Raw genomic sequence first — 25,513 nt, forward strand, 5'->3', positions numbered from 1 at the left:
AATTTTTTCACTTTAGGCAACCATTTCTTTTTGAATTTATACAAAACCACTGCCATAATAATGTTAATATCTATTGGCTAGGAGGACGGACTATTGAACAGTGAACGCGATAAAATCACCATGACTGTCATTTTACTTGCGGGTAAAATACTACTCTCATCAGGCGCTGAAGTATCGCGCGTAGAAGATACCATGCGTCGTATGGCTATCAGTATGGGTTATTATAACAGTCAAGGGTACGTCATTAATGTTTTTATTAATTTTTCCTTAAGTGAAGATCACGATACACGTATCGTCAGAATCAATAAAAACATTACCAATTTATTGAAAATTTTTCAGGTCAATACTATCTCTAGACAACTCTCTAGTAACACACTGTCTATTTACGAAGCGCATCGTTTACTACAAAATATTGATCGCACCTCTTTAAGTAGTCCGCTTTGGCAAAAAGTAATCGCTGCAGGTATAATTTCTCTCAGTTTTTTATATTTACTTAATGGCGAGTGGATTAACGTACCTATTACACTACTTGCAGGAGCTATTGGTTATTTAATAGTTGAATATATGCAAAGTAAATCATTGACTATGTTTATACCAGAGTTTGTAGGTTCATTCATTTTAGGCTCAATCGTTATTTTAGGTTCTCAGATGATACATACGTACGAGTCGTTAGGACCGACAATGATCGCCTCGGTTATGCCTATTGTGCCTGGTGTAGTCATTACTACAGCAATACAAGATTTGTTTAGTCGTCATATGTTAATGTTTACTGCAAAATTTTTAGAAGCACTTGTAATCGCCTTTGCTATAGGCTCAGGTATTGCAATTGCCTATTTAATCTATTAAGGAGGCCACAAAATTATGATACTATTTTCCTGTCTATTTAGCTTTATGGCTTCTTACTTCTTTGCATTAATATATGATGCTCCAAAAAAATTATTTATACCTGCTGGATTAGCTGGTGCTTGTGGCTATATGGTACATTTTATCTTTAATTTAAGTTTTCAAATGGATACCATTTATACGAGTTTATTAGGTAGTTTGTCCTTAGGTTTAATCAGTCACATATTAAGTCGCTTATTAAAAGCACCTGTTGTGATCTTTATGATTCCCGGCATCATTCCACTTGTACCTGGAAGTCTAGCATTCAGAGCAACTCAAGAGCTAGTAACTTTGAACTTTACAGATGCTGGTAATACGTTTATACGCGCTATTTTAATTGCTGGTTCAATTGCACTTGGTCTGCTAATATCCGATCAATTGTCTAAAACTTTAAACATTAGAAAATATTGGCACATTAAGAAAAACCGCCTGTAATTATCAATATAAAAAGCACAAGTATTATTTGCATAAATACTTGTGCTTTTTATATATTACGTGACATCATACAAACCAGTTAATACATTTGCTTCTAATTTGCTTACTTCTACATTGATAGGTTTATTGGTATTTAAAATGTGTGCTTGCGCATACGTAGTAATGCATTCTTCGTAAGGTAAGGGACTTTGTGTAACCCCACCACCTAAAACAATAGTATACACATTAAAAATATTGTAAATATTAGTGCATAATTGCGCTGTCATTTGCATTATTTCTTCCATCATCGCAGTAATTTCATCATTGTCATTGTTTAAATATAACTTTATAGCTTCTTGGGTCGATACTTCACGCTCTAAAATGGTACTCGCTTTACGACTAATAGCCAAGCCTGAAATTTCGTTTTCCACACAGCCATATTGCTGGCACACCGGACATTGATAGTCACTATTACTTTTGATCATTGTATGTCCAATTTCCCCCATATTACCATCGCTTCCAGCTAATACTTCTCCATTATAGACTAGTGCCATCCCTACACCTGTACTAATTGTTAAATATACAAATGAAGATGTTGTTTCAGGCAACGCTCTTTTTTCAGCACGTATTGCGGCATCAGTGTCGTTTACAAAAGCTGGTTTGAATTCACTACGTGTTGTTATATATGCGCCAGCATCAAAATTTTTATACGCTTGTAGGTTAGGAGGATTTAAAAATATCCCTTGGTGATAATCACACGGACCAGGCATCGCAATATTTAACGTTTGTTGCTCAATTTGTTGATATTTTTGTAGCAATGCTTGTGCATGCTCAAGTATTTGGTCAAATTCTGCTTCAGGACTCTCTGTTATTGTTGGGAAAGTCTGCTGATCTACAACGGTCATGTGTGCATCAATGACGCCTACAATAGTTTTTGTTCCTCCGATATCTACGGCTATTCTATACATTTCTTTCTCCCCCTTTAACACTAAACATAACTAACGATCATACTAAAGTTTCCTGTAAAATAAATATCTTGATCTTCAGTAGTTAGAATAAAATGTGCGCCTTTTTCCAAATCAAAGTGTTGTTGTCCTATATACAGTACACCTTCGCCCTCTATTACTGACACTAAATAATAAGGTTGCTGTTTATCAAATGCTAATTGTTGATGTATATCCCATTTTTCTACAGTAAAAAATGTCGTCGATACTAGTTGTTGATACGTATATTGCTCGTATTGTTCTTTCGGTAACCTCGTCTGCGGAATTTGACGGTCGACATCAATCACAGCTTTACTTTGTTCTAAGTGTAATTCGCGCTGCTTGCCATTACTATCAGTACGTTCATAATCATAAATTCTATATGTAGTATCAGAAGATTGTTGTGTTTCTAAAATCATAATACCTTTACCAATTGCATGCACTGTCCCTGAAGGAACATAGAAGAAATCACCTTTTGTTACTTTAATATGATGAAACAATGTTTCAAAATCACCTTGGTCTAACATTTGATTTAATTCATCTTGGTTGTCTGCGTTAACACCATAGATAATTTCAGCATCAGGTGCGGCATCTAGAATATACCAACATTCTGTTTTACCATTTTCCCCTTCATATTTTTGTGCATAATTATCATCAGGATGTACTTGGACTGACAATTTATCATTGGCATCAAGAATTTTCGTCAATAAAGGAAAATTCTGTTGTCCACTAGCCCCAAATAATGACGGTGCTTGTTCCCATACTTGGTCTAATGTATATCCTTGATAAGGTCCATTCGTAATTACATTGGGACCATTGGGATGCGCTGAAATCGCCCAACATTCACCAGTGTGGTCAAAAGGAATATTATAATTAAAGTTCTTTAACTGTGTGCCTCCCCATATGCGTTCTTGAAATACAGGCTGTAAAAATAAAACCATACTATCCCACCTATTGCTTATATTAGTTTTAGTTACCGATAGATTTTCAACAATTGTTCAATAATTTTAATGTCTGCTGATTATGAGCAACTAAACACATTGACTTAATGTGCCTTTCTACAAATAGTCAAGAAACCTATCTATACTAATGATATTAATTGTAGCTACAATTAATATCATTAGCAAGTAAGCTCCGTTTAGAGTTAATTTGACCAACATGGTCAAAAGTTCTATACTTAGAGTAAAATTACCACTTAACATAATGGAAGTGATTCTATGCATCAAGCCTTTTACAAACTAGATTCCAAAAAACAACGACAAATTATTAACGCTGCTTTAAATGAATTTGCGCAAAAAGGACCTCATGACGCTTCAACTAATGCTATCGTCAGTGCTGCCAACATTAGCAAAGGAACATTATTTTATTACTTTAAAAATAAACAAAGTTTGTATTATTATTTAATTGACTATGCTTTAGAGTTTGTTCGTGAAGAGTATCTTAATAAAGTTGATATGTCACAGCAAGATATTTTCAACAGAATTCAAGCTATGATGATAATAAAAATGAAAATGTTAAAAAGTCATCCTACTATTATTAATTTTTTAAGTTTACCTATCCTTGCAACTACGGACAACGAACTTAGCGACGACTTAGTAACCAAAATTAAACAATTAGAACAACAAAGTTATGATGTAATGACTGAAAATATTGATTATAATTATTTCAAAAATGACGTAAATCCAACCCACGCCTTACAGTTAATTCAGTTTATGATTACGGGTTACAGTGAATCCGTCAAACAGCACCTTACTGTCGACGATATTACTAATAATAACTACACATACTATTTTCATGAATTCGAAGTATATTTAGCGGAAATGCGCAAATTATTTTATAAATAAATGAGGTGTCACAAATGACTGTACTTAATATCACTAACTTAACCAAACGCTTTGGCAAGTTTAAAGCATTAGACGGTATAGATTTAAAATTACAACCAGGAGAAATTTTTGGTTTTATTGGACCTAACGGTGCTGGTAAATCAACAACATTACAAATCATTTTAGGTGTACTTACACCTAGTTCCGGTAATATTGAAATCTTTGGCAAAGATGCTCTAACAGAAGTAGTGACCATACATGAACATTTGGCTTTTGTTCCCGGTGATGTCAATTTATGGCCTAATTTAACTGGAGGAGAAGTTATAGATTTCTTTTTAAGTTTGCATAAGCATGCCAACTACGCGAAAAAAGAGCGTCTCATTGAGCAATTCGATTTAGATATTAGTAAAAAGTGTGGCACATATTCCAAAGGAAATCGTCAAAAAGTAGCATTAATTGCCGCATTAAGTATCGATGCTGAACTCTATATCTTCGACGAGCCAACATCTGGGTTAGACCCGTTAATGGAAGATGTATTCCAATCATGTATTAAAGAAATTAAAGCTAATAATGGTACTGTATTATTATCTAGTCATATTTTAAGTGAAGTTGAAAAACTATGTGATCGTGTCGCCATTATTCGGAAAGGCAAAATAATAGAAAATGGTACTTTAGCTGAGTTACGCCACTTAACACGTATGAACTTCATCGTTGAAACATCACATAATTTACATGATCTTCCTAATATAGCAGGTGTGCATAATATACAACAATCTGGTTCACGTTATTCGTTTGATGTTGATTCAAATAAGTTAACGCCTCTTATTCAATATTTGAGTCAATTTACTTTGACATATTTAGAAAGTAAGCCACCAACGTTAGAAGACTTATTCCGCAGACATTATGGTGACACAATAGAAGAAGGTGAGTAGTCATGCGCCAATATTTCAACAAAACATTACACTTAACACTCTTTTATTTCAAACGCAATTTAGTAACTAATGCACTATGGGTCATTAGCATCGCATTATTAACATTAATTATTCCACCTGCTTTTAAAGCGATGTACCCAACACAACGCGAATTAAATACTGTCATTCCCATGCTAGATAATCCTGCAGTAAAAACAATGTTAGGCCCGATAAAATTAGATGACGTTAATATAGCTACTGTTTTTGCGCATGAAATGCTTTTATTTACAGCAATTGTAGTAGCAATAATGAACATTTTATTTGTTGGACAACAAACACGAGGTGATGAAGAGCGAGGACGCCTCATATTATTAAACGCCTTACCTATAGGTAAACACGCTCAAATAATGAGTGTTATGTTAAATATTATAATATTAAACCTTGCTCTATTTATACCTATAGGTAGTGGTTTACTAGTTATGTCAGGAGATGGCTTTTCAACAATCAGCTCTTTACTTTATGCACTGAATTTAAGCGCAATTGGAGTGCTATTTGGTTTTCTTACATTAGTTGTAGCCCAACTTGCAACAACCGTCAGTGGGACTACTGGTATTACAATTGGCATTTTAATGTTGTCCTATTTTATAAGAGCCATTGGCGATGGTTTAGATAATGATTTGTCTTTGATATCACCACTGGGCTGGTTGTCGAGAACATTTCCGTACGCTGAAAATAATTGGTGGCCACTCGTTTTCATAATGATACTAGCACTTATTTGTCTACCAAGCGCAATGATATTAAAAATCAAACGAGACATTAACTCAGGTTATTTACCCGAAAAATCTGGTCACACTCACATTAAACGTTATATGAAATCACCATTAGGATTACAAATTCGTTTACAACGCACCCTTTTCATTTCCTTTGCTTGTGGCATGTTGTTACTTGGGTTATCCTATGGTTCAATTTTTGGAACTTTAGATACATTCTTTGAAGATAATCCATTATTAAAGCAAATGCTAGTCAGCAAAGGCGATAACTATGCTGAACAATTTTTACCAACATTAATGGTAGTCATGGCTATGGTCGCCACAATACCAACGCTAATTTCATTGTTTAAGTTCAAAAAGGATAATCATCACGGATACACATTAATGCTATTAGCAAACCCAATGACCCGTCTTACTTATTTTGGTACTTATATTATTTTAAGTATTATTAACGCATTTACGATGATTTTTTTAGCAAGTTTAGGATTGTATATTGGTCAATATTTTGTCATGGATGAACCGTTATCTTTTATCTCAGTCATCAGTTCAGGTATCATTTATATTCCTGCTATTTTAGCTTTTGTAGCTTTAGGTATTTTAATATTAGGTGTCTCAAACAAATTGACATCAATTGTCTATGCTTATCTTGCTTACTGTTTTGTAGTCGTCTATATAGGTAACTTGCTCAATGTACGTGAATGGCTGAAAAATTTAACACCCTTTCATCATATTCCACAAATACCGATAGACGATTTTACAGTATTACCTTTAATTATTTTAATAATATTAGCACTATGTATAACTGTTTTTGGGCTCTTATTATTTCAACGTAAAGATTTATAATTGTTGCTAAATTGCACAAAATTACATGAAATAAGTATGTAAAATGATATTTAATCCTAAAAGAAAAGTAACGTACATACTCTAAACCATTGTATGCTACGTTACTTTTTGTTTCACATGGAACAGTACTCCAGCACTAATCAATGTAAAGAGCTTCCACATTTTATTAGCTTGATGCTTATTTTTAGAGAATTAATCACAATTTTTATTAAAATTCGTTACATCTCGATTTTTTGGGGTAAAAATAATATAATTCCAATAACTTATGTGAATCATTATTCACGTTCAAACACTAGTGTCATCCAGTAAAAATACATATTTTAGGAGTGTTTTCTATGCGTATTTTAGTATTAGGTGCAGGCGGCATTGGCGGATATTTCGGAGGTAGATTAGCTGAACAAGGTAAAGATGTTACCTTTTTAGTCCGCCCCAAACGTAAAGCATCGCTTGAAAAAAATGGTTTAGTCATTAATAGCGTAAATGGTAATTATGCTTTCCAACCAAAATTAATAACGGCACAACAAGATGTAGAACCTTTTGATATTGTGTTATTGTCTTCTAAAGCTTATCATTTAGAACAATCTATCGAAGATTTACGACCTTTCGTTGGACCAAATACAGTCATTATCCCCTTACTCAATGGTATTGCTCATATTGCCACACTCCAACAAGCATTTGGTCGTGAACGTATTTTGGGTGGGTTATGTATCATTGAAACTACGTTAGATCCATTAGGTGAAGTGAGCCATACGAGTGATTTTGATCAACTTATTTTTGGTGAGCTTGATGGAACCACGTCAGAACGCGTACAACAAATCGCCGATGCTTTTGCAGGTACGAAAGCAAAATTTATTTTAAGTGAGCACATCAAGCGTGATATGTGGCATAAATACTTAATGATTACTGTACTGTCTAGTGTAACTACATTAATGCATGCACCAATTGGCCCTATTCGTGATAGCGAAGGTGGTAAGCCGTATATTGAAGCAATGTATCAAGAAGTTGCTAGTATCATGCAAGCACATCAAGCGCCTATTTCAGAAGATATAGTGAAACGGTATATGAAGTCGTTAGATAATCTGTCCTATCACTTTAAAACATCCATGCAACGTGATATGGAGCGTGGGTTAAATATTGAAGGTCAACATATTCAAGGCTATATTTTATCATTAGCGAATCAATACGATTTCCCTGCGCCATTACTAACATCCGTTTACCAAAACTTAAATGTCTATAATGAAATGCTCTCATAGATTAGCATAATATCTATAAAACTATAGTACAATTATCGACATAAAGCTTCATTTTTTCTATTTCTTGAGTTGTTTGACTCATTGATTGATTCAACATAATAACTACCACTGATAATTTATAAATTATAGTATTGTCAGTGATTTGACCGACTAAAGGCTAATGCAGTGCCCGCGGAAAGCGTACATAAAAAGAGATACTCATGTGAGTATCTCTTTTTTATTATGCCTCTTTTTGATTCGTACGTTTTTGAATCAATATTGAAATTACTGCTAAAATAATAATTAGTACTACAATGCCAATTACACCTAAATATTTGGCTACATTCCCAAAAATTATACCTACCGCTAAAAAGTCAGTATCTGAGAATGTTGTGGCTGCACCACCTAAGTCACCTAAGAAAGGTAAGAACAATAATGGTAAGAACGTAATGAGCAAGCCATTTAGTGCTGAACCTGCTACCGCGCCTCGAATACCGCCACGTGCATTACCAAATACACCTGATGTTGCTCCTAAAAAGAAGTGTGCAACAACGCCTGGTAAAATAACTACACCACCAAATAAAAACAAGACAAACATTCCTATTACACCAACAATGAAACTTACAAAAAAGCCAATTAACACTGCATTTTGTGCATATGGAAAGACAATCGGACAATCTAATGCTGGTTTCGTATTTGGTACAAGTTTCTCTGAAATACCTTTAAATGCTGGTACAATTTCAGCTAAAATCAAACGTACTCCAGTTAAAATAATAAATACCCCGGCTGCAAATGTAACACCTTGTATTAATGAAAATACAATGAAGTTTTGCCCATCACTAATATCTGAATGTACAAATGCTGGTCCAGCAAATAGTGAAGCTATAAAATAAAGTAAGGTCATCGTAATTGAAATACTAATCGTACTTTCTCTTAAGAAACCAAGACTTTTCGGAAAGTTAATGTCTTCAGTTGATTTTGATTTTCCTTTAAATAATTTACCGACTTCACCTGCAGCCCAATAACTAATTGTCCCAAAATGTCCTAAAGCTACTTGATTATTACCGGTAATTTTTTGCATCGTTGGATGCGCTAAGGCTGGTAATATGGCCATAATTAAACCTAAAATAATCGCACCAATCACAACTGTTAATGTACCTGTAATTTTGCCGACAGATAATAAAATTGCTAAAAATGCTGCCATATAAAACGTATGGTGCCCAGTTAAAAATATATACTTCAAATTGGAAAAGCGTGCAATTAATATGTTCACAATCATTCCAAACACCATAATCAATGCTGCTGTCGTACCATATTTTTCTAACGCAATAGAGATAATTGCTTCATTATTTGGCACTACCCCTTGCACGCCAAAAGCGTGTTGGAATATTTTTCCAAAAGGTTCTAATGATTGTGTGACTACACTAGCTCCAGCACTTAACACTAAAAAGCCTAATACAGTTTTAATTGTTCCTGATGTAACATCAACTGCTGATTTCTTTTGTACGATCAGACCAATTAATGCAATCATTGCAACAAGAATAGCAGGTTGACTTAATACATCTACAATAAAATCTAATATTGCTTGCATAACATCCCCTCCAATCAATGGTTTATAATTTACCTAGTTCTTGCAATTTATCATTTAATTTAGTTTGTAATTCTTCTTTATCTAAAATATTGTCTAAAACCAGTACGTCACCTAAATTTTTAGTGTTTTCTTCTAAGTCACGACCACAAATAAATAATTCGGCCATATCTGGGCTCGCAGTCATAACGTCACTATGCTCAACTGTAATATCTGTAGGTGCATTTAAATTTTTCAAAGCCTCTTGTGCATTCATTTCCACCATAAAGCTGCTACCTAATCCATGACCACATACTACTAAAATTTTCATTTTCATCATTCTCCTTTTAATATATTAATAATCTCTGTATTATTTTGTGCTGATAGTAATTCTTCGACTGTTTGCTTATCGCCTAAAATTTGTGCTAATTGTTTTAATATTTCTAAATGTGCTGTATTATCGACTGCACTTAGTACAAAAACTAACGACGCAAAATGTCCTTCTTCTGAAAAGTTAATATGCTGATTAAGTTTTAGTAAACTCAATCCAACTTTATGCACATGTGAATCGGGTCGTGCATGCGCAATTGCAATTTCAGGCGCAATCACAATATAGGGCCCTAATGATTTCACACTGTTAATCATTGCCGTAATATAAGGTTGGTCAAAATAGCGTTGATTTAACAATGGTTGTGCTGCAATATCTATAGCTTCAGACCAATGCTCCACATGATCTTTAATTTGCACTTTATCTGACGTTAAAATCTCTAAGGCCATTTAGCAATATCCTCCTTAATACTAATTTGCTTGATAGCTTCAATAATTTGTGGCTTATCTCCTTGTAATAAATGTGTTCTCGTAGTTTCATCCATAATTAATTCGCTTAGTTGTCGCAAGGCATTCAAATGTATTTGCGGTTGCTCGGTGGCTAACGTAATAATTACGTTTACCGGATCATACTGTTCATGGTCAAACTTAATACCTTCTGCAAAGTGGACGATACTAAATCCGACACCTTGGCGTACATGTTTATGTTGCGCATGTATTAACGCAATATGTGGACTAATAACCATATACGGACCAAACGCATCTAATTGATTGATAATATCTTGACCGTAATTTATATCTACAATTGATTTGGCAACTAATATGTCTACTGCTTGTTGAATTGCACTATTTCTAGTTACTTTTGGCTGATGAGTGATGATGTGCTCTTTAGGTAAGACATCCTGCAAATCAGGACCTAACATTTTGACATCATTGACATATTTTTCTCTTGAGGCATTAATAATTTCGTTCAATTGCATGCGATCTTCTTGAGTTAAAAATGGACTAACTCTAACTATCGGAACAGATAATTGTGTCACCTCTACTGTCGAAATCACATAATCTATACGCTCATTGCGTAACTCTGAATCATCGATTTCGTATACTGAGTATGCATCAATTACCTCTAACTCTGGATATATATTTTTAAGCTTACTTTTTAATAATTGCGATGTCCCGATACCAGAACCACATAACAACACTACTTTAATTGCTGGCTTTGTACTTGATGATAAGCGCTCAATTGCGGAAGCAAAATGAATAGTAATATAAGACAACTCATCCGCTTCAAATTCAATATTATATGCTTGTTCAATCAACCAGACATGATGTTTTAAAGCTTGAATAATATTCGCGTATTGCTGAGTAATTTCATCATTCAAAGGATTTTTATGAGTCAATTTAAATTTCATCCTATGAATGGCAGGTCGCAAATGAACGACTAAACCATCGAGTAATTTATTATCGGATAATAAATTAACCCCTAGTTCACCACTCATAAGTTCGACTAATTGATGCGTTAATATTTCTAATTCATCAGCATCTTCAAAGACATCATTTTCTGCGACACTTTTGGCCCCAAGTAAATGTAATGTAATAAATGCAGATTCACTAGGTGGAAATTCAACTAAAAATGCGGTTTCTAATTTGTCAGTCAACTCCATAGCAATACGGAACTGTTCCGTTTGTACTAATTTGTCATATTCTATTGTAGGTATTTCAAATACATCATTACTACGTGTACGATGAATGGCAATTAAAATATGATAAATCAATCCATCGATTGCACTTTGAACCAAATGGTAATTATTGTCTGACAAAGTAGAAATAACTGCTAAACGAATTTGTTTTAACTCATCATTAGAAAATAATTGATTCCCCATATAATGTGTATGCGTTTGAAAATATTCATTAACCCGTGCTGCATATGCTTTGCGAAAATTGCTTTCTTCACCTTCAATTACAAAACCTTTATTCTTTTTATACACGAGTGACAATCCATTACTTTCTAACCAAGTTTGAACTACCTTTAAATCTTCGACTATCGTTCTCCTAGACACTGAGACCATTGCCGCAAATGTTTGTGAGGATGTAGGTTCAGATGATTCAAATAATTTTAAAGTAATGTAAAGTATGCGTTCACTTTTATCATAATGAAGTGTCGGTCGCACAGCAGATTGAGTTAATTTAGCATTAGTCACATTCAATTTCGTCATTTTTACACCCTTGGACTTGTTCCGTTCAATCTTCAAGTCTAAGTCTGATGCTGAAGCTTCAATCATTTCTAAATCATATTGAATTGTACGATTCGTCACTTTTAATTGTGCTGCTAAATCATGAATTGCTATAAAAGATGCTTGTGCCACCACATAATCTACAATTTTACGTTGCCTCATACTTAACAATTCAATTGCCTCCTCACATATTTATTGTAACCGTTTTCTTAAGGATATAGATGTGTAATCTCATTCGTCATCTAATCCGAAAGAGTGCACATCTATAATTAAACATTATTATAATAAAAAAGGGATAAGATAGTAATCAAATATTAACATTTGATTAACTATCTTATCCCTTAAGGGTCATTATTTAATATTGAACTTTCTACTCTACATCTCTAATGACATTTAAAAATCTTTGTAATTGTGTTGTTTGTGGATGGTTAATGATTTGATCTGGTGCACCTTGCTCCCCAATAACTCCATCATGAATAAAGGCGATTTTATTAGACACTTCTTTAGCAAAACGCATTTCATGTGTAACAATCACCATAGTCATACCTTCTTGTGCTAAATCCTTAATAACTTTTAAGACATCATTTACGAGCTCAGGATCTAACGCAGAAGTTGGTTCATCAAACAACATAACTTTAGGCTTCATCGCTAATGCACGAGCGATTGCGACACGTTGCTGTTGTCCACCAGATAATGCTAATGGTCGTTGGTCTTTTACTTCAGTTAATCCCACTTTTTCTAATAGCGCAAGCGCTTGTTGTTCCGCTTCTGCTTTTTTTAATTTTTTTACAGTCACTAAACCTTCCATGACATTTTCAATTGCTGTTTTATGTGGAAATAAATTATAACTTTGGAATACCATACCTGACTTTTGGCGTACCGCAATTTGTGATTTTTTATCGTCATTTTTATAAGTTATACCATCGACATACACTGTTCCCTCAGATGGTAACTCTAAGGCATTGATCATTCGTAGTAAAGTTGTTTTACCAGAACCTGAACGTCCAATCAGTGTTACCACTTCTCCTTGTTCTACCGATAAATCAATACCTTTGATGACTGATTTAGTCCCGAAAGCTTTGTGAATATTATTCAATTCAATCATGTACGATACCCTCTTTCTAGGTAAGATTCATAGTAGTTTTGTACGATTGAAATGATAAAACATACAACCCAGTACAAAATAGCAACTAAAATATAAATAGTTAAATATTCATATGTTGTAGATGCAACTTCTTGAGCCTTCCTGAACATTTCAGCAACTAGGATAAATCCTAATAAAGACGTATCTTTGATTAAACTTAAAAATGTATTACCTAAAGCTGGTACTGATACACGAATGGCTTGAGGTAAAATAATACGTTGCACTGTCTGTCTATAATTCATCCCTATAGAATATGCCGCTTCCGTTTGGCCTTTAGGAATAGATATAATGCCCCCTCGAATTATTTCTGAGGCATAAGCACCAACATTTAAGGATAGTCCTATAATTGCTGCTACAACAGGTGCTAAAGTCCATTGATTCTCTGAATTGTTCGTTATTAACCGACCTAATTCCGGAATTCCATAAAAGATAATAAATAATTGTACAATCATTGGCGTTCCACGAATAATTGAAATGTAAAAGCGTGCGATACCTCTCAACACACGACTTGTGGATATTCTCATCAATGCAGTAAATAGTGCAATGATTAACCCCAATACAAACGTTACTAAAGTTATTGGAATCGAATATTTCACAAGACCTTCCAGCATAGGTAAAAATGCTTGCCCTGCTGCGTTTAATGCATGTTGTTGTTCATCATTAAGGTTTAGAAACATCTTCGCCAAACCATTTCTTACTTATTTTCGCTAGTTCGCCATTATCTTTTAATTTTTTAACAGCTTTATTTACTTCTTTGATTGTTTTGTCATCTTCTTTTTTACTAAATGTAAATGCAGACTGACTCTTTTCTGCATCTCCTTCGATTGCTTTCACTTTTGCATTTGGTTTTTGTTTTTTATAGTCTAAATACGAAATATTATCATTAAACGTACCTTCAACACGGTTAGATTGTAATAAATCCATAGCTTGGTTAAAACCATCTACTTTCGTAATTTCAGCACCTTTAGATTTCGCTAATTTTCCATAATTTGATGTAAATGTTTGTGCTAACTTTTTACCTTTAACGTCATCAAAAGATTTAATCTTTTTATTATTTTCATTTACAACCAACACACCATGTGAATAAGTGTATGGCTCAGAAAATTTATACTTCTCTTTACGTTCTTTATTAATACCTACTTGGTTTGCTATAACATTAAAACGTCCTGAATCCAAACCAGCAAACATTGAGTCCCATTGTGTTTCTTTAAATTTAACTTTATAACCCATTTCTTTTGCAACTGCTTTTGTCACATCAATATCGTACCCAGTTAATTTATCATTCTTATCGTGAAATGAGAAAGGTGCATATGTTCCTTCTGTACCTACGACAAATGTTTTATCCTCACTTACGGTTTTCGTATCACTTTTCTTATCAGATGATTCATTGCCACAAGCTGTTAACGTCATTGCAATAACTCCTGCAACCAGACCATAAAAAATCTTCTTCATCACAAAACCTCCATCCTTATTATTCTAATCGGAATAAAGATAGTTTAGACCCATACCCACAATTAGTCAACTACTCAGTATTCATTTATTTTAAAATTGCCTGTGACTTAATATCAGCAACACAGTGAGACGCAAATGTTAGAGAGGTGTTATTTCCGCAATAAGAACGCACTATCAAATGATTCTCACATTGTATAGTGCGTTTAAAATAAAAACTATGATTGTTGTATCGTTTGATATAGTTCTATAATATTTTTGCTAAGTCATTAAAAGAAGCAATGCAAGCTGTATCAATTACCTTAAATAACCTTACCTTATTAATTGATGCACCAAAATTTATTTACACGGCCTATTTTTAATAATGATATTACATCGCAAATACTAGAAGAATATAACCATCACAAACATCTGTATGATAAAAGTAATGACATTAATTTCGAAATTGTTCCTTATCACGAATTAAACGGAGCTAGAGGTGCTGCAACCTTGGCAATACATCATTACCTTATTTGGTCTCACCGCTAGCTCCTTTATTTTAAGATGTCGTAGGTATATTGGTATCGTAATCAACTTCAAATCCCATATCTTGAATCATGTCAAAATCAAGCTGATTAGGTTGTCCACCTGTTATTAAATAGTCACCTACAAATATTGAATTAGCTACTAACAATGCTGTAGGTTGCAATGATTTTAAATTCACCTCGCGACCACCAGCTATACGAATTTCTTTAGTTGGATTAATTAAACGAAACATCGCTAAAATTCTTAGACATTTCAATGGGGTTAACTCATCCATTTCTCCAAATTTAGTACCTTTAATAGGATGTAAAAAATTAATTGGAATACTATCGGCATCGATTTGTTTTAGTGCAAAAGCCATATCAATACGATCTTGATGGCTCTCCCCCATACCACAAATCACACCTGAACATGGCGAAATTTGATTTTTCTTCATAAGTTCGACTGTTTGTACACGTTGTTCATACGTATGGGTAGAGACCACTTCGCTGTGATAATGCTCACTAGTATTTAAGTTGTGATTATAACGATCAACTCCCGCAGCTTTTAAACGTTCTGCTTGTTCCTCATTTGCTAAGCCGAGACACGCACAAATTTTTAATTGCGGATGTTTTTCCTTAATACTTTCAACGGTATGTGCAATATGATCCACTTCTTTATTACTCGGCCCTCTACCACTCATTACGATACAGTATGTCCCAATTTGATGATTATTGGCAGCTTCTGCACCTCGTTCTATTTCTTCCTGTGACACTAGCGCATAACGTTGTTTTTGTTTCATATCTCGTGATTGTCCGCAGTAACCACAGTCTTCTGGGCATATACCACTTTTGGCATTTAAGATCATATTTAATTTCACTTTCTTACCATAAAAATGCTGACGTAGTTGGTAAGCTTCATACACTAAATCCATGGTATCGATATTATTATCTTGATATAATTCATACGCTTCTTCTGCAGTTAAGTGCTGACCTGCTAATATATTATGCGCGATTTCCATACTATCCCCCCTAAATATGAGAATAGTATACCACAAATGTAAACCTTTTATATAATTAAGTTTACATTTGTTTTAGTAGTCCTTATCCGCGACCATGGTTAACTGCCTCTGCGCATTACTTCAAACTTGTTTTAAGTCGGCATTTTCACTACAAGACGTGCTGCTTCTCCACGATCTAACCGATCAAAACCTTCATTAATATCATCCAATGTTATAACATCTGTTAATAAAGTATCGACTGGCAATCGTTTTTGATTATACAAAGTTATAAAATGAGGTATGTCACGCTCAGGAACACAACTGCCTACATAGGAACCTTTGATTGTACGTTCTTCAGCAGCCAGCGTTACTTGTGGTAGTGAAAATTGATGGCTCGGATCTGGCAAGCCTGTTGTCGTAGTCACCCCACCACGTTTGGTAATGGCATATGCGACGTCCATAGCAGGAACTACCCCTGCAGTTTCAAACGCATAATCAACGCCACCTTGTACATATTTTTTAACTGCTGATGCGACATCGTCATCACCAGAATTAAATACGGCAGTGGCACCTAAACTTTTGGCTAAATCAAACTTATCTTCATTAATATCTAAAGCAATAATTTCACTCGCCCCTGCTAATTTCGCTCCCATAATGGCATTTAAACCTATACCACCTAATCCAACGACCGCCACTGTACTGCCTGCTTGTACTTGTGCAGTATTAACTACAGCACCAATACCTGTGATTACTGCACACCCAAAAATTGCTACCATTTCAAATGGTATCGATTTATCTACTTTAACAATTGAATGTGTAGAAACGACCGCATATTCAGAAAATCCTGACACGCCCAGATGATGATGTATAGTATCTTCTTCTGCGGAGGATAAACGATAACCACCGCCTAACATTTCACCTTGTTCGTTTGATTTTGCGCCACGCTCACATAAAGCTGGTCTTCCTTCTTTACACGGTAAACATTTGCCGCAACTAGGAATAAAGGTACACACTACATGATCTCCGACGTCAAAATCTTCGACATCTTTACCAAGCTGAACCACTTCGCCTGTAGCTTCATGACCCAGCACCATAGGCATTGGCCTTGGTCTACTTCCATTTATCACGGATAAATCAGAATGACATAGACCTGTTGCCCCAATTTTAATTAATACTTCATTTTTTTGAGGTTCTGCTAATTCTACCGTTTTTATTGATAATGGCTGCGATTGCGCATATGGTTTCTCTTTGCCCATTTCTGTTAACAATGCTGCTTTCGTTTGCATTAATATCACCCTTCACTACAAAATTTAAATTATTCATAAAATCCTTCTGTAGATTTTCTGAAACCTTGGAATTGTTCTCCATCATGACCAAACCATATTTGAGCATTTTTCTCGTCTGCTAGTTTTTTTATTTTCTCTACAGACTTCGTCCAACCAATTGAATCATATAATATGCCAGGTGGTTTAAAAGGTGTCCCCATGCTTTCTTTCGTATAAATGGCATCTGATGCTAAAATAATAGTGCCTAATTCTGAACTCTCTATCTCTAAACCAATAAGTCCCCATGCATGTCCGCTACCATAGTTTAAAACACGCACGCCTTCAACCAATTTGAGATTGTCATCTTCTTTGGAGACGGTGCGCCACGTTAAATTACTTTTAATCCAGGCATCTATATCTGCCCAAATGTATGCCCCAGCTTGTTGATTGCGCGCATATGTTTTCATAGCACCACTTAATTCATCATCATGTACAATAATTGTCGCATTGGTAAAATATTCCAAGCACCCTGCATGATCCAGATGTAGATGCGAAGCAACTACAAAATCAACTTCCTTAGGATCAACTCCGATTTGCTCTAACCTGTTGGGTAAATGACATGACTCATCTGCAAAATAAGGAAAGGCTTTTTGTGTTGCAGATATCCAGCGCCCATTCTCTCCCATAGCATTTGGATTACAAGCAGTATCAAAAAGTATTTTGGCATCTGGGTGGTCAATAAACACTGTATAAATCGGAAATTCATGCATTTCGTTTGGTGCATTAGGCGCATCTAATGTTGCTTGATTCGCGTTAGCAATCATCAAATTTTTATCCATTTTCATACGTCCATTGTCTAAAACATAAATCTTCATGCGTTCTTTTTTTACATTTACCATCAAACTCACCCCTTTTATGTGTATAATTACATCTTAATTGTATTTGTTAGCTTTTTCAATTATTATCCATGTCTACATTGAACTTAGTCTTTTTACTTTGATCAATAAAAACTGGTAGTTATCTGTTTATGATAACTACCAGTTTGCGCTATATTTTATTCACTTACTTGATTATTAGATTGCGTTACTACTTAAAAAATGTCACCTAAAGTCACAGACAAAATGGACTTTATAGAATGTAATCTGTTTTCCGCTTGATCAAAAACAACTGAATGATCGCCTCTAAACACTTGGTCTGTAATTTCCATTTCGGTAATGCCAAATTGCTCATATATTTTTTGCCCTACTTCTGTATTTAAATCATGGAAGGCAGGTAAACAATGCAATACGATAACATCTGGATTCATTGTAGTTGTTAGCATTTTTTCGTTTACTTGATATGGCAATAATTGTTCTATACGTGACTGATATACAGATTGGTCATCGCCCATAGAAAACCACACATCTGTATAAATCGCATCCGTTTGAAAAACAGCTTGTTGCACATCCTCAGTAATTAATATTTTGCTACCTGACTTATTAGCATGGTACTGCGCTAATTCTTGTATTTTAATATCTGGTTGCAACGTTTTAGGTGCTGCAATGTGAACATTTATTCCTAAAATTGCACCTGTCACTAATAAATCTTGAGCTACATTATTCTGTGCATCGCCAATGTAAGTTAAAGTTTTGTCTTCGAATGTGCCCCACGTTTCTTTTAATGTGAAGAAATCCGCTATCATTTGCGTTGGATGCCATTCGTTTGTAAGACCGTTCCACACTGGTACTCCTGCATGGTTAGCCAATGTTTCAACATCTTGTTGATAATAACCTCTAAATTCAATGCCATCATACATTCTACCTAATATTTTAGCAGTGTCTTCAGTAGATTCTTTAACACCTAAATGAATATCACCTTGACCAAAATATTCAGCAGTTGCTCCTAAATCACATGCAGCAACACTAAAAGCAGCACGTGTTCGCGTCGAAGGTTTTTCAAATAATAACGCCAAATTTTTTCCTTTTAAATAAGGGTGTGGGATACCTCTGTTTTTCTTTTCTTTCAATTCACCTGTAAAGTCAATCAAAGTTAACAATTCATCCGCAGTAAAATCTGACGTTTTTAAAAAACTTTGTCCTTTAAAACTTTGCAATTTGTTTAATTCTGTTGTGTACGCCCCAACTAGATCACTCTCCAATATCCTAAGATTATATTTAATACTAAACGGGATAGCGTGAAAAATCAAGTATAAATATACTAAAATTTGCATATATTTAATATAACAATTAATCCATTACTAGTTTAAAATATTGCAAATAACATCAAAATACTGTAATAAAAGCTTTTATAAATAACGACACCAACCATAATAGAGTTAATTTACACGTTTTTATATACATCTTTAATCAGACTTTTTCTAATTCATTACATTTCAATTATCTTGCTAAAAAATAGTACACATAAAAAAGTGACGTGATTCCTAAATAGTTATTGTGGAATCACGTCACTGTTATTGTTTTATTTACTATGTCTCAAACTTGTCATTAAGATATTTCTTCTTTTAGTTGTTTGCCTCCGGATCTTTCTTCTGGTGTTTTGAGGAAGCGAGTCATAATAGCACTTGCAGCATATAATCCAAATAATAAATACATCATACCTTGTACACCTATAGCATCGTAAAATAATGCTACTAAACCAGGTCCAACAAATACACATAGTCCTGCGCCTAAGTTTAAAATAGCCATCGCAGGTCCTTTATCACCATCTCCAACTAAAGATGGTACAAGTGCTGAAATAGGTACAAAGCCGGCTAAACACATTCCCCATAAAAATCCAACTAGTCCAACTATAAAGACATTACCTGTGAACATTTCTGGTATAAAATATAAACCTAATGTGAAAATGGCACAACCAATTCCTCCGATATAGGAAATGGTATTTTTCCAACCAATCTTATCACTTAATGCCCCAAAAATAAGATTAAAAATAATATTTGCGACAAATATAGTTCCCCAAATATTTAACCATGTCGTCGTTTCAATACCTTTAGTCGATAAATATATAGGTAAAAATAGTGGAAATGCATACTGTGCAGCTTGATTAATAATACGCACGATACATGCTACTGCAACTCGCGGTTCTCTTATTAGAATAGTAATTCCTGCAAGCATTTCTGATATATGTGCTTTTGCTCCGCCTTCTCTTTCTTCTAAATTAAATTCATCTTTATTCACGAAAACAGCTAAGAATGTACCAATTAAAACCCAAATAATCGCTGTCCATAATGTAGCAAAGTGACCAAATACGTTAATTGCAAATGATGAATAGTATGCACCTAGTACACTTAACCCACCTGTAAATACAAACCAAAACCAACCTACAGCAGCACCTAAGCGTTTTTGTGGTGAACGATATGCTACCCAAACTAAAAATGAATATGCAAATAATGGATAACCAAACCCTCTAATTGCATAAGATGGTATCATAAGTTCATAATTTAATGCAGGTATTGCAAACCCTACAAATATCGCATGACCAATAATATAAAGTCCTGTTCCTAACAGCATTACTTTCCGTGGACCAAAACTTTCTACTAACACTCCAGATAGCCAAGAACCAATAGCAATTGTAACACCATATGATGTCGTTAATATCGCGGTTTGATGAACTGATAATCCTTGATCTACTAAATATGGACTAATCCATGCAAGCTCTAATCCATCACCCATCATAAAAATTAATACACCGATATACCCCCATAATAGTGTCGGTGGCATTCCCACCTTCGCCAATTTGTTATTCATACTAACACATCCCTTTATTGTATATTATTCATTTACGTAGTGTTGGAACGCACTATGCAATTCCACACCAGTAACGTCATTCGTTACTCTCACTATAAATTAAACAACCTAAAAGAAAACGTTTTCATTTGTTAGTGTAATTCTATTGCATTTTTTCTTATAATGCAAATTTATTTTCATTTATTTTCGTTTATTTTCACTTTCTCTTTGTTTTACTATTCACTTAGCATAAAACTATACCATTTAGACATTATAAAGAGAGTGGGACAGAAATCTGATTTTGAAAAAATGATTTTGTCGTCCCACCCCGGCAAGGATGACTAGCGTTAAAAAAAAGCTCGGTTTGAAGCGCATTTTCAATGCAGTCAGCTACTGCCCATATGAAAAAGAGACTAAGACAATCAATATCCTCCCAGTATCATCACAACATAAAAACCATTGTTGTTAATTTATATAGTCGGTCTTTGTGCCCGACTCTGGAAGAAAGTACGCACAAAAATACTGCCAACAAAGTTAAAAACTTTGTCGGCAGTCTGAGAACACTATATTTATACAGATAGTACTTCCATCAAATTAATTACTTTATTGATTTTTCAAATTGACTGTACAATTGTTGTGCCTCATTATCATCAGACAACCCATAGACATTCATTCTACCATCTTGAAATAAAGTACATTGCACGTGGTCATAAGAGAAAATTTTGGCAAATGGATTTGCTTTAATAAACTGACCTGGTAAATACTGAGCATTTTTAAAAGCAGATGCTTCAAACCTAAACAAGTAAGTATTACCACACAACGCTTCAATACGCTGTTGCATTGGTTTATTCAATAGTTCATATTGTTGGTTTTTACAAACAGGACAATTGTGGTCTCTCAATGTTGTAACATTAATACCTTGATGATTAAGTTTAAATGTATCTACCGTCAGTAATTTACCAGAAAACCCAACACCAGCAGCATAGCGCACTAATTCACTCACTTCCAAACTCGCCACCTGTGTCACTACAGTTGGTAAAACACCATTAACGGCACAACTTTCTGCTGTGTCAGGGATAGTATTTAATAAACATTTTAAGCACGGGCCTTGAAAATCAATACCATAAACCGTCCCTTTACTTCCTACGGCGGCACCATAAATCCATGGTATTTGATGCTTATGACATGCCTCATTAATCAGATACCTAATACGAAAGTGGTCCATACCATCAATTACAACATGTGGATTAGTATCTTGTAATATCCCTTCTATATTCGTAGTAGTCAGTTCACAGTCATAGGACTCAACAGTAACTGAGCTATTGATACGCTGTAAGTGGCCTTCAAGTGCCACAACCTTTGGCAACACTTGTTCAGCATCTTGTTCATTATACAAAGTTTGACGGTGTAAATTAGACAACTCTACAATATCCATATCAATAATAGTTAACTTGCCAATCCCCATACGTGCCAACATTTCCGCAACATGACTACCTAAGGCACCCACACCAACTATCATCACATGCAGCGCCATTAATTGTCGTTGCCCTGTTTCACCAAATTGTGGAAAGCGCAGTTGTCTTTCATAACGTTGAATCATAAAAAGCCAATACCTTCTGTAGGACTAGAAGCTTGCGCTGTATAACGTATTGGAATACGTCCCGCTTCATAACTTAAACGACCAGCTGCTATCCCATAACGCATCGCTTCAGCCATTTTCACCGGATCTGTAGCACTTGAAATAGCTGTATTAAGCAAAATAGCATCTGCACCAAGTTCCATAGCATGGCATGCATCTTTTGCCGAACCAATACCAGCATCAACAATTACTGGCACTGTTACTTTTTCAATAATATAACGTAAATTTAAAGGATTATTAATACCTCTCCCCGTACCAATAGGTGAAGCAAGAGGCATAACTGCATGAACCCCTAACTCAACTAATCGTTTGGCTAACACTACATCATTAGAGATATAAGGACATACAATATAACCTTTATCCAATAAAATTTTACAAGCTTCATATGTTTCAAGTGGATCCGGTAATAATGTGTCATCATCCCCTATCACTTCTACTTTAATCATGTCACAAACACCTGCATGCTGGGCAATTTCAGCAATACGTACTGCTTCGGCTGCAGTATGTGCACCAGCAGTGTTAGGAAATGTAATATATTTTGATAAATTTACGTTAGCTAATGGATTAGGTAATTCCTTATCATATAAATTCATTCTTCTTACTGCAAACGTTAATACTTCAGTTTCAGAAGCTGTAATCGCTGCTGACTGTATTTGTTCATTATCAAATTTCCCAGTACCTAATAATAAGCGTGACTTCAATTTAAATGGACCTATTTCTAACATATTTAACCGCCTCCTACGAATTCTAATAGTTCTAATCGGTCTGATGATTTCACCATCTGATTGTGAAACTGTGCTTGTTGTATTAATTGTTGATTGTGTTCAACGACAACTCTATTCTCATCTATTTCTAATTCCTTGAGTATTGCAACAATGGATAATTCTTGTTCAAAATGAAATGTATCGCCATTAATAATAACTTCCACTCGTACAACCTCCTAATTTAAAATCATTTAAAATTTCAGGTTTCACACCACTTTTCAACCACAACGCAATGAGTTCACCTACTACCGGAGACAACAAAATACCATTGCGATAATGTCCAGTAATGACAAATAAGCCCTGTTGTATCTCATCCATGACCGGCTTTTCTTGATTGGTATACGGTCTGACACCAGACCAATGCTTTATAATAGTAGCATTCCCCAATGCTGGCACGTATGTTAGTGCTTGGTGTAACAAGCACTGCATTCCTCCGGCAGTAACATTTACGGAATAATCATTAAAATAACTAGTCGCACCAATTAAATAACGCTGTTTCATTTTAGGTACTATATAACAGCCATCAGTAAAAAATAATGTAGTAGCTAATTGTATATCCCGTGATTCGAATAACATCACTTCACCTTTGACACCAGTAGGTTCATGGGCTTTCAGCTGACCATTCAACAAATAATGACTCCATGCTCCACCAGCTACGATTACTTTTTGAGCTGCAAATTTACCTTTATTAGTACAAACACTATAACCTTCATGGCCTGCTTGGATGTCGGTGACTTCTGTAGAAAATATACGTTCTATATGACGTTTGTGTAATGAAGCTAATAATGCTTTTGTATAACGATTAGCATTGATTTGATGATCCTCTGGAATATGAAATGCTGTATTTGTTGGAAAAGAAATATCATAGTTTCTATATTGTTGTATGTCTTTATTTGTCAGTAATCGCACTTGCGGATTATGTTGCTGTAAAAATTCATATTGCTCTAGCACTTGATGACTATGTTGTGCTTCAGCCGCTATTTTCAACAATCCACTTTGTCTATATTCAATATCGATACCAACCTCTTCAGCTATACTATGTGCTAATGGTTCAAAATATTGCTGAGACTTTAACGCTAAACGATATAAAGCACTATCACTATTAAATTCATTTTGTGCACCGAGCATACCACCTGCTTTATAAGAGGCATGTTTTCCCGGTATATCACGATCTATAACTGCTATACGATAAGCTTCGCTATTCAAAGCACGTGCAATGGACATCCCCATTACACCTGAGCCAATAATTAGTACATCATACATGATTACGCCACACCTCACTCAAAGTTTTTAATGTTAACTGTGAAGCTTCGAGAAATAAGTTAATACCACTTATACCATAGAACTCAGTTGATAATTGTTGAGCCGTATTTTCATTAATACCTCCGAGCGCTACTACTGGTATCGGTAATGCTAAAACTGCTTGAATCTCTTTGTTCTTTCTAGGGATTTGACCTGGTTTAGAGCTTGTAGGAAATATATGGCCAAACAATATATAATCAACATGATGTTGCAAGGCAAATTGTGCACTATCGACATTGTGTGTCGACATACTTACCACTACATTAGGAAACTTTTTCTTAATCGTCTGTATTTCTCTTGCTCGTTCTGAGAAATGAATCGCGCTTAATCCACATTGTTCTAATACATAAATATCGCTATGTATAGCTATTTTAGAGCGGGAAATTCCATACGTTATAGCTAATTGTATCCATGCAATTAACTCAGTAGATGTCATAGGCGTACGCACTATCAAATAGTCTATATATGGCATCACTCGTTGATAATGTACGATATCAGCATGTGTTAAATGTTTATACTGTGTAATAGCAACTAACAAAAAAAGACACCTCAATAAAAAAACGTTATTTTTCTGGGTAGAAAAATAACGTCTATATCACAAAAGTTAGTCATGTTATCAACGCCACTTTCCTACGCCAGTATCAACTGGATCAGGTTCCAGGAATCCCAAAGTTCACTACTTTAGTCTCAGCCTTTTCAAAGGCACTTCCAGTGGTCTCTAATCTATATAATTTTAATCTT

General features: G+C 34.7%; 25 protein-coding genes and 1 riboswitch. Of the genes, 6 read left to right on the top strand and 19 right to left on the bottom strand.

What is annotated here, in order from left to right:
• Positions 1-93 precede the first annotated feature (93 nt).
• Positions 94-846, top strand: a complete 753-nt coding sequence (locus tag CD036_RS06200; RefSeq protein WP_002508839.1) for a threonine/serine exporter family protein — start codon at positions 94-96, stop codon at positions 844-846.
• A 15-nt stretch (positions 847-861) separates the two neighbouring features.
• Positions 862-1,317, top strand: coding sequence for a threonine/serine exporter family protein (locus CD036_RS06205; protein ID WP_002508840.1), 456 nt, complete (start codon positions 862-864; stop codon positions 1,315-1,317).
• A gap of 56 nt (positions 1,318-1,373) precedes the next feature.
• Here CD036_RS06205 and CD036_RS06210 read toward each other — a convergent pair whose 3' ends face one another.
• Both CD036_RS06210 and manA read right to left on the bottom strand, forming a co-directional pair.
• Positions 1,374-2,264: an ROK family protein gene (locus tag CD036_RS06210; RefSeq protein ID WP_021459638.1), complete on the bottom strand. Its 891-nt coding sequence runs from the start codon at positions 2,262-2,264 to the stop codon at positions 1,374-1,376.
• Positions 2,265-2,284: 20 nt separating this feature from the next.
• Positions 2,285-3,220: a mannose-6-phosphate isomerase, class I gene (gene manA / locus CD036_RS06215; protein WP_021459639.1), complete on the bottom strand. Its 936-nt coding sequence runs from the start codon at positions 3,218-3,220 to the stop codon at positions 2,285-2,287.
• A gap of 276 nt (positions 3,221-3,496) precedes the next feature.
• Between manA and CD036_RS06220 the strand changes: the two genes are divergently transcribed.
• From CD036_RS06220 to panE, 4 genes are all read left to right on the top strand, one after another.
• On the top strand, positions 3,497-4,123 hold the full coding sequence (locus tag CD036_RS06220; RefSeq protein WP_103388202.1) for a TetR/AcrR family transcriptional regulator: 627 nt from the start codon (positions 3,497-3,499) through the stop codon (positions 4,121-4,123).
• A 14-nt stretch (positions 4,124-4,137) separates the two neighbouring features.
• The gene (locus CD036_RS06225; RefSeq protein ID WP_002508844.1) at positions 4,138-5,034 is read left to right on the top strand and encodes an ABC transporter ATP-binding protein; all 897 of its coding nucleotides are present in this window, start codon (positions 4,138-4,140) and stop codon (positions 5,032-5,034) included.
• Positions 5,035-5,036: 2 nt separating this feature from the next.
• Entirely contained in the window at positions 5,037-6,626 is a 1,590-nt protein-coding gene (locus CD036_RS06230) for an ABC transporter permease (protein WP_103388203.1), read from the top strand.
• A gap of 335 nt (positions 6,627-6,961) precedes the next feature.
• Positions 6,962-7,879 (top strand): 2-dehydropantoate 2-reductase, encoded by a 918-nt coding sequence (gene panE / locus CD036_RS06235; RefSeq protein WP_103388204.1) that lies wholly within the window; start codon positions 6,962-6,964, stop codon positions 7,877-7,879.
• Between the two features lie 220 nt (positions 7,880-8,099).
• Here panE and ulaA read toward each other — a convergent pair whose 3' ends face one another.
• From ulaA to CD036_RS06320, 17 genes are all read right to left on the bottom strand, one after another.
• Entirely contained in the window at positions 8,100-9,449 is a 1,350-nt protein-coding gene (ulaA, locus tag CD036_RS06240) for a PTS ascorbate transporter subunit IIC (protein ID WP_103388205.1), read from the bottom strand.
• Between the two features lie 22 nt (positions 9,450-9,471).
• Positions 9,472-9,756, bottom strand: a complete 285-nt coding sequence (locus CD036_RS06245; RefSeq protein WP_002508848.1) for a PTS sugar transporter subunit IIB — start codon at positions 9,754-9,756, stop codon at positions 9,472-9,474.
• 5 nt (positions 9,757-9,761) lie between these two features.
• Positions 9,762-10,202 carry a PTS sugar transporter subunit IIA gene (locus tag CD036_RS06250; protein WP_103388206.1) on the bottom strand — a complete coding sequence of 147 codons (441 nt, stop codon included), beginning with the start codon at positions 10,200-10,202 and terminating at the stop codon, positions 9,762-9,764.
• The gene (locus tag CD036_RS06255; protein WP_308446716.1) at positions 10,193-12,148 is read right to left on the bottom strand and encodes a BglG family transcription antiterminator; all 1,956 of its coding nucleotides are present in this window, start codon (positions 12,146-12,148) and stop codon (positions 10,193-10,195) included. Before CD036_RS06255 ends, CD036_RS06250 begins: the two co-directional genes overlap by 10 nt.
• Before the next feature lie 208 nt (positions 12,149-12,356).
• Positions 12,357-13,091, bottom strand: coding sequence for an amino acid ABC transporter ATP-binding protein (locus CD036_RS06260; protein ID WP_103388208.1), 735 nt, complete (start codon positions 13,089-13,091; stop codon positions 12,357-12,359).
• On the bottom strand, positions 13,088-13,807 hold the full coding sequence (locus CD036_RS06265; RefSeq protein WP_021459647.1) for an amino acid ABC transporter permease: 720 nt from the start codon (positions 13,805-13,807) through the stop codon (positions 13,088-13,090). The genes CD036_RS06260 and CD036_RS06265 overlap by 4 nt, the downstream gene beginning before the upstream one ends.
• Positions 13,791-14,582 (bottom strand): amino acid ABC transporter substrate-binding protein, encoded by a 792-nt coding sequence (locus tag CD036_RS06270; protein ID WP_021459648.1) that lies wholly within the window; start codon positions 14,580-14,582, stop codon positions 13,791-13,793. Before CD036_RS06270 ends, CD036_RS06265 begins: the two co-directional genes overlap by 17 nt.
• A 535-nt stretch (positions 14,583-15,117) precedes the next feature.
• Positions 15,118-16,101: a biotin synthase BioB gene (gene bioB / locus CD036_RS06275; protein ID WP_103388209.1), complete on the bottom strand. Its 984-nt coding sequence runs from the start codon at positions 16,099-16,101 to the stop codon at positions 15,118-15,120.
• A gap of 131 nt (positions 16,102-16,232) precedes the next feature.
• The gene (locus CD036_RS06280) at positions 16,233-17,366 is read right to left on the bottom strand and encodes a zinc-dependent alcohol dehydrogenase family protein (protein ID WP_103388210.1); all 1,134 of its coding nucleotides are present in this window, start codon (positions 17,364-17,366) and stop codon (positions 16,233-16,235) included.
• Positions 17,367-17,395: 29 nt separating this feature from the next.
• Entirely contained in the window at positions 17,396-18,244 is an 849-nt protein-coding gene (gene ahlS / locus CD036_RS06285) for an AhlS family quorum-quenching N-acyl homoserine lactonase (RefSeq protein ID WP_021459651.1), read from the bottom strand.
• Positions 18,245-18,435: 191 nt separating this feature from the next.
• Positions 18,436-19,437, bottom strand: a complete 1,002-nt coding sequence (gene argF / locus CD036_RS06290) for an ornithine carbamoyltransferase (protein WP_103388358.1) — start codon at positions 19,435-19,437, stop codon at positions 18,436-18,438.
• A gap of 391 nt (positions 19,438-19,828) precedes the next feature.
• A complete protein-coding gene (locus CD036_RS06295) occupies positions 19,829-21,088 on the bottom strand; it encodes an MFS transporter (protein WP_037579531.1) in 1,260 nt (419 codons plus the stop codon).
• A gap of 577 nt (positions 21,089-21,665) precedes the next feature.
• Positions 21,666-22,664, bottom strand: coding sequence for a ThiF family adenylyltransferase (locus CD036_RS06300; RefSeq protein ID WP_172606433.1), 999 nt, complete (start codon positions 22,662-22,664; stop codon positions 21,666-21,668).
• Positions 22,664-23,431, bottom strand: a complete 768-nt coding sequence (locus tag CD036_RS06305; protein WP_002508861.1) for a thiazole synthase — start codon at positions 23,429-23,431, stop codon at positions 22,664-22,666. The genes CD036_RS06300 and CD036_RS06305 overlap by 1 nt, the downstream gene beginning before the upstream one ends.
• Positions 23,432-23,433: 2 nt before the next feature.
• Positions 23,434-23,634: a sulfur carrier protein ThiS gene (gene thiS, locus CD036_RS06310; RefSeq protein ID WP_002508862.1), complete on the bottom strand. Its 201-nt coding sequence runs from the start codon at positions 23,632-23,634 to the stop codon at positions 23,434-23,436.
• Positions 23,618-24,733 carry a glycine oxidase ThiO gene (thiO, locus tag CD036_RS06315; RefSeq protein ID WP_103388212.1) on the bottom strand — a complete coding sequence of 372 codons (1,116 nt, stop codon included), beginning with the start codon at positions 24,731-24,733 and terminating at the stop codon, positions 23,618-23,620. Before thiO ends, thiS begins: the two co-directional genes overlap by 17 nt.
• Positions 24,726-25,310, bottom strand: coding sequence for a thiamine phosphate synthase (locus CD036_RS06320; RefSeq protein WP_002508864.1), 585 nt, complete (start codon positions 25,308-25,310; stop codon positions 24,726-24,728). Before CD036_RS06320 ends, thiO begins: the two co-directional genes overlap by 8 nt.
• Positions 25,311-25,382: 72 nt before the next feature.
• A riboswitch (TPP riboswitch) is annotated at positions 25,383-25,492 on the bottom strand.
• Positions 25,493-25,513: the final 21 nt, after the last annotated feature.

The sequence above is a fragment of the Staphylococcus arlettae genome (assembly GCF_002902345.1).
GTDB classification, from domain to species: Bacteria; Bacillota; Bacilli; order Staphylococcales; family Staphylococcaceae; genus Staphylococcus; species Staphylococcus arlettae.